This window comes from Chitinophaga solisilvae (assembly GCF_009928525.1).
Classification (GTDB): Bacteria; Bacteroidota; Bacteroidia; order Chitinophagales; family Chitinophagaceae; genus Chitinophaga; species Chitinophaga solisilvae.
Map to the genome: position 1 here is coordinate 1 of NZ_JAABOK010000035.1, position 3,981 is coordinate 3,981.

General features: G+C 52.2%; 1 protein-coding gene. It reads right to left on the minus strand.

Going from position 1 to position 3,981, the window contains the following annotated elements:
- Positions 1-3,981: non-ribosomal peptide synthetase (locus tag GWG06_RS30295; RefSeq protein WP_160718171.1), on the minus strand; the 3,981-nt coding region annotated here is incomplete at both ends.

A 3,981-nucleotide genomic window follows, 5' to 3' on the forward strand; every position in this document is an offset into this window, starting at 1 on the left:
TGGCAGACAGGCGGTATAACGATGCGCGCAGCAGCGGACCGGTCTGCAGGTCGAAGGGAGACAGAAAATCTTCCTGCAGTAATGCATCCAGTGCAATGCTGTTATTACGTATATCCGTTACTGTTATATTAAAATCAAGGGCAGGAAGAATAAACTGTTTTACTTCTCCCTGTTCATCTTCCTGAAAAATAGTTCTTAGTATTTCATGTCTTGCTACCAGCGTCCGGAAGCTGTCTTCCAGCTTTTCCACATCCAGCAGGCCTTCAAAGACATGCGCCGAGGGTACGTTGTAGGCGATGCTGCCACCGTCCAGCTGGCTCAGCACCCACAGGCGGCGTTGTGCAGATGACAGTACATAGCTGCGCTGCGGCGGCGCTGCCGGGATATGTACAAAGTCCGTATGACCCAGGGAAGAGATCAGCTGCGCCTGTGCTGCCAGAACAGGATGCGCGAAAATATCGTGCAGTTCCATCTTCACAGAGAATCTTTTATGCAGCTGGCTCACCAGGCGCGTGGCGCGCAGACTGTGACCACCTGACTCAAAGAAATCATCCAGCACGCCGATCTTTTCCTTAGCCGTATTCAGGATTTCGCTCCATATATCTACCAGTGCAGATTCAACCGCATTACGGGGAGGGATATACGTTTTTCCGGATGCCATTGCACCGGCGCCGGGCAAAGGCAAAGCAGACTTATCAATTTTACCGCTCGTGTTCAGAGGCAGTGCTTCCAGTTGAATAAACTGATCGGGGATCATATAGGCCGGTAGCAGGTTATTCAGCCAGGACCTAATGTCTCCGCTGTTCAATGATTTATCGCCGGTCAGATATGCCGCCAGCAGCAGGCTGTCATCAACATCCTTGTACACCGTTACCACGGCCGCCCGGATGTTTTCATGCTGCAGCAGCATCAGTTCAATTTCACCGGGTTCAATCCGGTATCCGCGGATCTTTACCTGATTATCCTTTCTTCCGGTAAATACGATGTTGCCATCAGGTTGCCGGTAGCCGGCATCTCCGGTACGGTATATTCTTTCTCCGGCAACAAAAGGATCCGCTATAAATTTCGCTGCAGTCAGTTCCGGCTGATGCAGGTAACCTCGTGCCAGCCCTGCCCCGCCAATACATATTTCTCCCGGAATACCGGCAGGCACTATGCCACCGTGTTCATCCAGTACATAGATGCGGGTATTGGCAATAGGCCCGCCTACAGGTACATTGACAACCGGAGCAGCGCTATGGCTGTCCAGCCGGAAAACGGTAGCGCATATACTGCACTCCGTAGGCCCGTAAGCGTTATAATAGATTCCTTGCCGGGAAAATGCAGCGGCCTTTTCGGGATTCGCTGCTTCACCGGCAGTCACCAGCCTTCCCAGCGATTGCAGGTCGGCTGTATCCAGCTGCTGCAGATAAGCTGGCGGCAGTGTGGCCAGTTGAATATCTTTCTCCCGGATATATTGTAACAGCGCCTGCGGATCTTTCTTCACACTTTCTTCTATAATACATAATGCAGCGCCGGCGCACAGTGCAACAAAAATTTCTGAAACGGAGGCATCAAAAGAAGCGGAAGCAAACTGCAGGTGCTTCTCTCCCGCTGTTACTTCAAATACTTCCTGCTGCGCATGAATGGTATTCACAATAGCACCGTGGGTAATCATCACTCCCTTCGGTGTACCCGTAGAACCGGAAGTATAAATCACATAGGCAAGGCTGTCGGCAGCAATACTTCCACCCGCCGCTACCGTTGCGGCTTCCATACCATCCAGCTGTATATCTATCGCAATCATCGGGCCGGTGAAATAGTCGAGGTCCAGCAGAAAATCTGTTTGTGTAATCAGCACTTTAGCAGCCGTATCCTGCAGGATATATTCCTTTCGTTTAACAGGATACAACGGATCAACCGGTACGTAGGCCGCACCGCTTTTCAGAATGCCCAGCATCGCTATAATGAGTTTATCCGAACGATCCAGCATTACTGCGATAAGGTCTTCTGCAGCCGGCTGGTAATTACTGCAGAGGTAGGCGGCCAGGCGGTTAGCGCGTTCATCCAGTTCGCGGTAGGAAAGTTCCGTAGAACCATATATCACCGCAGTGGCATCAGGTGTTTTCCGGACCTGTTCTTCAAACAGGCCGACAATATTATTTTCCGGGTAAACAACTTTAGTATCATTGAAAGAGAAAACCAGCTGTTGTATTTCTTCTTCAGGAAGATATATCAGCCGGCTCACCGGCGCCTGCGGAGCGATGGCTATAGCCGCGAGCAACTGTTGCAGATGCTGTAGCAGCTGGCTTACCAGGGTATCAGGATAAATGTCGGGATTATACGCCAGCTCTACTTCCAGTCCGTTTCCATTTCCTGTTTCCACAAAGTCGAATACCAGGTCAAAGCGGCTGGTAATATATTCCAGTTCCTTATAGGCTGTAACTTCCAGTCCGGCAAGGTTCTTCCGTGCATGTACATTTTCATCGTCATTCTGCAGGATGACTTCCACTTCAAACAGGGCATTCCTGCTCATATCTCTTGCCACCTGCAGGGCGTCTACCAGCGTGTCAAAAGGATAGGTCTGATGTGCATAGGCGTCCAGCGTCTGGCGGCGTACCATTGCCAGCAATTCTTTATAGCTGGTGGTACCGGCAAACTGCGTACGCAGGGCCAGTGTATTGGCGTACAATCCGATCTGCCCTTCGAGGTCTATATGTTCACGGCCAGCTACCGGCGAGCCGATGATAATATCCTGCTGACCGGAATAGCGGTACAGCAACACTTTCACCGCAGCCAGCAGCCCCATAAAAAGGCTGGCATCCTGTTCTTTGGCCAGTTCCTTCAGTCGCCTGTACACTGCAGTATCCAGCACTCGTAAGGCTTTGCGGCCGCTGTATGTTTTTACCGGCGGGCGGGGATGTGTACCGGGAATATCCAGTACCGGCAAATCACCGGAAAATACTTCCTGCCAGTAAACGCGGTGTTTTTCCTGTTCTTCCTGCTGCTGCAGCTGCCAGGCCGCATAATCCCTGTATTGGATGCGCAGTGCTGGTAAGGTTACCGGCGTGCCGCCCAGCAGGCCGTTATATACCTGCAGCAGTTCCTGAATCAATACCCCCAGCGACCAGCCGTCGCTGATGATATGGTGCATCACAAAACCGAATATCCAGCGGCTGTCTGCTATCTGGTATAAAGACGCCCGTAGCATAGGGCCTGCGGATAAATCGAACGGCAGACTGAAATCCCGTTTCAGCAGTTCATTTGCTGTGGCAGGCTCCTCCCGTATATCAGTAACGGCTATATGAAAATCTATATCCGCTAGTATATGCTGACCGGTTTCTCCATCCGCGCCTTCCCGGAAAACAGTACGCAGTATTTCATGACGCGCTATCAGCACGCGGAAACTTTCTTCCAGCGATCCTACATCGGGTGTGCCTTCAAACACATAAGCCCCGGGGATGTTGTAGGCAATATTGCCGGAAGAAAACTGACTCAGCACCCACAACCGGCGCTGGGAAGAAGACAGCGTATAGCTGTCCTGCACAGGTGTTGCCGGAATCGGAACAAACGCCGCACGTACGGCTGCGGATAATAATGCAACCTGTTCTGAGAATACAGGATGGGAGAAAATATCTTTCAGTGGAATTTTAACTTCAAACGAACGGTACAACTGGCTGATGAGCCGTGTGGCTTTCAGGCTGTGGCCGCCCAGCGCAAAGAAGTCGGACTGCAGGCCGATACGACCGGCATCAATGCCCAGCACTTCGCTCCAGATGCCCGCCAGCTGCCGTTCCCGCGCCGTCGCCGGCGCTGTGAGAACCTGATCCTCCTCCAGGGAGATGCCGCCCGACTGCAACAGCTGACGGCGGTCTACCTTACCATTGCTGTTCAACGGAATATGATCCGTCTGAATAAACCGCTGCGGCAGCATATAGGACGGCAGGTGACTGCCGGTCCACTGGCGCAGCGCTGCAGCGCTGACCTCTGAACGGCATACCA